The following is a 4,936-nucleotide window of genomic DNA, read 5'->3' as shown; positions in this document are numbered from 1 at the left end:
TGACCCCTTCGAGCAGAAGAACCTCGCCGCGACTGAGCCCGCGGTGCTCCAGCGTTTAATGCAGGGCCTTGTCAGCGGCCTCGAAAAGCAGCGCGCCGTCTATCCCGTGGACCGCGCCACTCGACAACCTTCGAAGCCGAGAATGCCTTGAGCCATCGTGCGACGCACACCCAGCCACGCTCACGACCCGCAGGACGAATGCGGCGCCATCATTTCGTCTTGGCGGAAGGCGCCTCGCCCGCGGCTGCCTTCGGCCATGCCACGTGTCCCGTCGCCTTGAGTTGTGCGCTGAACAACGTGTGGCCGGCCGTGATGTAAAGCGTGTCGAGCGACTTGCCGCCGAAGCAGAGGTTCGTCACTTCATCAATCGCGACGGGCATGAAGTCCACAAGCCGCCCCTCGTGCGTGAGCACGTAGATGCCGCCCTTCATCTCGATGGTTTCGTTCGGCGGCGAAGGCATCCATCGGCCCGCGGCCACCCATACGCGGCCTTCCCTGTCCACCTTGCACCCGTCGCCGCCGCGACCGCGGCCGAAGTCGAACAGCTCCTTGCGCGACTTGGGCAGCACGTTGCCCGCGGCGTCGAGCTCGAAGCGCCACACCTTGCGCGTGCCGAACTGGCCGTTGTTGTTGTCCACCACGAACAGCCACTTGTCATCCGGCGACACCGCGACGCCGTTGGGGCGGTCCACCTCGGCCGCGAGCACGCGCGCGACCCGGCCCGGCTCATCGATGCGATAGACACCCTCGATCGCCGCGCCGCCCGGCGTCTTCTGCTCGATCCCGTCGCGAGAACCGTAACGCGGGTCCGTGAAATAGATGCGGCCCCGCGAGTCAATGGTCAGGTCGTTCGGGGAGTTGAGCGGCTTGCCGTCGAAGCTGTCCGCGAGCACCGTGATTCTGCCGTCAGCCTCGGTGCGCGTGACGCGACGGTTGCCGCCGAACGCCGCGCCCTCGCACGCGACGAGCCGGCCTTCGTGATCGAACAGCAACCCGTTCGCGCGTCCCGACGGCTGGCGCCACACCTCGAACGAACCGTCCAGCCGGCGGCGCATGATGCGGTTGTTCTCCACGTCGCTGAAATACACCGAGCCATCCGCATGAAAAGCCGGCCCCTCGACGAACGCGACCTGCCCCTCGATCTTGACCGGCGCGCCGGTATTGAAGACTTGCGCGAAGCCCGCGAGCGAGAACATCGCGGCAGCGCACGACGCGGCGCGCACCATTCCGGGGCAGTTCATTGGCATGGAGCGATTCAACGGGCGCCTTGGCGGTTTGGCAAGCATGCAGCGCGGCGCAGGCGCGCCCGCGCCACTACATGCGTGCAAACTCCCAACCCCTGCCCTCGTAGCCGAACGGAAAAACTCCCGGATGCAACACCTCGGCGAGGATTTCCAGTGAGTTCACGAGCCGCGGACCTGGGCGGTTGAAAAACTGGCCCCCATCCGCGATCACGACCCGGCTGGACTTCACTGCACGCAACTGCTTCCAGCCAGGACGCGACGCGAGTGCACCGAGTTCACGACGCGTCCGCGCGATGTCGAAACCGCATGGCATCAAAACCAGCACGTCGGGATTGCGCGCCACGATCTCCTCCCACTTCATCCACGACGAGTGCTCGCCGGCCTTGCCAAAGAGATTGACACCACCCGCGAACACGACGAGTTCAGGCACCCAGTTCCCCGAGGCCATCAACGGGTCGAGCCACTCGACGCACGCCACCGTCGGCCGGTTCGTCATCAGCGCCGTCTTCATCAGGATGTCCACGCAGCGGTTCTTGAGGGCGCGCACGGTTTCCTTCGCCCGATCCTCAAGCGCGAGCGACGCGGCGATGCTCGTGAAGTCCGACCACAAATCCGCGAGACGCACCGGCGAGAGTGCGACAATCTTCGGCGGGCGAAACAACTTCGCCGCAACCTGCCCGACCTCGGCAAGGCTCACCGCGCAGACCTCGCACTGCGCCTGCGTGAGAATCACGTCGGGGCAGAGGTCGCGAATGAGCGGCGAGTTGAGGGAATACAGCGGGCCGCTGGACGCCTTGAACTGGGCCGTGACTTGCCGGTGAATCTCCCCGCTCGCGCCCGCCACATCGAACCGCGGGTTCGTGCAACTCGGCAAGGTGCGCACCCCCGCGGGGAAATCACATTCGTGCGACCTCCCGACGAGCCGGTCGCGCGCCCCCAGCGCACAAACAATCTCCGTAGCCGCCGGCAGGAGCGAAAGGACGCGTTGGCTCACGGACAAAGTAGAGAGTCGAGGGAGCCGCCAGGCAATGCCCAACTGAGATCTCTGCAAAACGTGTAGCGTCAAGGCATGCGCCTCGGCGGAGCATGCCAGATTTCTCCGAAAGTCCTGCCACAGGCAGGACACAACACCGACGCGAGATGGGTTTTGCAGCGGTCTCCAACCAAGCGAAGCGGCGGCAGCGCTACTGGGACCTGTGCGCCACCTGTGAAGGCCCCGTCGATTCGAGCCGCTGCGACTCAAGTCTCGCGCTGCGCCCGTTCGGGCGACCCGGGCGGGCTCGGAAGAACTGGCAGCCTGAAGAATGCCCCTCGACTGCGGAGTTCACTTCCCATCCACCTCCAACTCCCGCACGTTCGCTCCGGAGATTTCGTTGTCGCTGACTTGCGGCGGAGCGGCTGGCTTCCTGACGCGGAACGCCACACCCACCGCATCCTTCACCACGTTTCGCCGGGCCACGACGGTGGCGTTCTCGGCTGCGAGCGCGCAGCGCCAGCCGGTGAAACGATTGCCAGCCAACTCAACACTCGCGCCGGACAACGCCCACACCGCCTGTCCCGGCGGGCCGCCCTTGCGCGGCGTGCGGGTAAATTCGTTGCCCTCCGCGCGCACCCGTCCTGCCAGACGCAACCCGGCCACGCCGCCGCCGCGCAGCACGTTATTCGTGAAGTTTGCCGTCGCGCCCGCCGCGATCATCACGAGCGGCGGCAATCCCTCGCTGCGGGCCAGTTCGTTGCCCGTGGCCGCGATGTTCCACCCCGCGTTCACGCCGAGCGCGACCGCCGCATTTTCAAGCAGCCGGTTGCCGCGGAGTGTCGCGGTGTTCGTGCCGTCGCCCGCGAGGCCGATGCCGGCGGACTTGTTCAACCGGCACAGGTTGCTGATGACCTGCGTGCCGTGCCCGGTCATCAGGCCGATGCCCGCGTCGGCGTTGCCCACGCACTCGTTGCCGAAGATGAGCGGACGCGCGTGGTCGCGCGCGCCGATGCCCGCCGCGGCGTTCCCGTGGCAACGGTTGAAACGCAGCTCCGGCGCGGCCGACTCCTCGACGCCGATGCCGGCCATTCCATTGGTGAAGCAGTCATTGCGCTCGACGATGGGCCGCGTGTTCTCGCCGGTGCGGATGCCGATGCCCGCACGGCGGTTGTCGTGGCAAAGGTTGAACCGGACCGTCGGTGACGCGCCCTCGCTGATGCCGATGCCCGCGCGGATGTTGCCAAAGCAGCGGTTCGACTCGACCAGCGGGCTGGCGTTCTCGTGCCCGATGCCGGCGTAGAAATTCTCGAAGCAGGTGTTGCCGCGGATGACCGCCGTCGAGCCGTTCATCGACCCGATGCCGCCGCCCATGTTGCGATGGCAGATGTTGCTGACGATGAGCGGCGAAGTCTGCGCGCCGGCGACGCCGGTGATGGCAATTCCCGTGTAGCCGGTATGGCGCACGATGTTATTCCGCACCTCGCAATTCACGCCACGCACGCTCACGCCCGCGACGCCCGGCGCGCCGATATGCTCGTGCGCCTGCTCGTTGCCACGCGTGGCGAAATGCCGCTGCCACGCCGCGTCGTCGTAGCGCCCGACGTTTGCGACGGTGAAGCCGTCGAGCACCGCGCCCGCCGCCATCTCCACGCCTGCGCGCGGCTCGGGCGTGCCGCCGCCATCGATGACCGTGGCCTCCGCCCGCGCGAGGCCGATTTTGCCGGGCGCGTCGTCGCCCGCACTGCGCAAGGTGACGCCGGCCTTCAGCGTGACACGCTCGTGATACGTGCCCGCCGCGACCAAAACGGTGTCGCCGGACTTCGCAGCGTCCACGGCGGCCTGAATGCGCATGTGCCGCGACGGGACGTGGAGCGTGGCGGCGGGAATTGGTGGGACGAACAAGAGCGCAGCGAGGAGTCCGAGCGACGGTGGTTTCATTGCCAAGTCGGACGCACAGGCGGGCCGTGCAAGTCATCGTGAGCTCGTCACCACACCGAGTAGCGGAAGTAGCGGCGGTTGGTGGGCGCGACGGTGTGGGTGCGCCCGGTGGCGGGTTGGTCCAGGTGAAGGTGTAGGGAGGCGTGAGAATCTGCGCGAGCGTGTTGGTGCCCTCGTAGAACTCGACGGCGAAGATGCCGTCGGCGTCGGTGGCGCTGGCGGCGAGGACGATGTTGGTCAGGCTCACGAACTAGGCGTTGGTCGCGGGCGTGCCGGACGTGGCGGTGATGTTGAGCGGCGTGCCGTCGGCGACGGTCGTGGTCCAACTGCCGCCAACCGGACTGATGTTCTGGCTGTTCGCTCCGGACTTGCGCTCGTCCCTTCGAAACGACTCAATCACGCACCGACATGAAGAAACCCGCGAAGCCCGCCGCGCGCGCCATCTCACCGCAGCCGAAGCTCGTGCCCACCAGCTCGGGCATCAAGATCACCGCCATCGAGACGGTCATTCCCGACGACATCATGCCCGGCCTGCTGCTCGTGCGCGTGCACACGGACGCCGGGTTCATCGGCCACGGTGAGACTTACTACGCGCCGCACGCAGTGGCCGCGATGATTCACGATTGGATGGGCCGCCGGCTTCTCGGCGCAGACCCGCTGTCCATCGAGAATCACTGGCGCTTCCTCTACGAGCGCGCGAGCGCGTTTGGGTCTCGCGGGACGGAACTGCGGGCCATCAGCGCCATTGACCTCGCGCTGTGGGACATTCTTGGGCAGG

4 protein-coding genes are annotated in these 4,936 nt (G+C 66.9%); 1 reads left to right on the top strand and 3 read right to left on the bottom strand.

Annotation, left to right across the window (positions count from 1 at the left end; genetic code table 11):
* Window positions 1-209: 209 nt before the first annotated feature.
* From FJ386_14910 to FJ386_14900, 3 genes are all read right to left on the bottom strand, one after another.
* Complete coding sequence (locus tag FJ386_14910; GenBank protein MBM3877976.1) at window positions 210-1,286, bottom strand: SMP-30/gluconolactonase/LRE family protein; 1,077 nt, start codon at window positions 1,284-1,286, stop codon at window positions 210-212.
* 28 nt (window positions 1,287-1,314) lie between these two features.
* The gene (locus FJ386_14905) at window positions 1,315-2,244 is read right to left on the bottom strand and encodes a cobalamin-binding protein (GenBank protein MBM3877975.1); all 930 of its coding nucleotides are present in this window, start codon (window positions 2,242-2,244) and stop codon (window positions 1,315-1,317) included.
* A 324-nt stretch (window positions 2,245-2,568) separates the two neighbouring features.
* Window positions 2,569-4,158 carry a right-handed parallel beta-helix repeat-containing protein gene (locus FJ386_14900; GenBank protein MBM3877974.1) on the bottom strand — a complete coding sequence of 530 codons (1,590 nt, stop codon included), beginning with the start codon at window positions 4,156-4,158 and terminating at the stop codon, window positions 2,569-2,571.
* Window positions 4,159-4,638: 480 nt separating this feature from the next.
* On the opposite strand from FJ386_14900, the gene FJ386_14895 reads away from it, so the two are divergent.
* On the top strand, window positions 4,639-4,936 hold a 298-nt coding region (locus tag FJ386_14895; GenBank protein MBM3877973.1), incomplete at its 3' end, for a mandelate racemase/muconate lactonizing enzyme family protein.

Source organism: Verrucomicrobiota bacterium (assembly GCA_016871675.1).
GTDB lineage: Bacteria > Verrucomicrobiota > Verrucomicrobiia > Limisphaerales > VHCN01 > VHCN01.
Note: the sequence above shows the minus strand (reverse complement) of the source record. Positions and strands in the feature narration are given on the sequence as shown.

Coding starts and splice junctions, on each gene's coding strand:
- FJ386_14900 (MBM3877974.1), bottom strand. CDS start 4,158: ATGAAACCACCGTCGCTCGGACTCCTCGCTGCGCTCTTGTTCGTCCCA.
- FJ386_14910 (MBM3877976.1), bottom strand. CDS start 1,286: ATGCTTGCCAAACCGCCAAGGCGCCCGTTGAATCGCTCCATGCCAATG.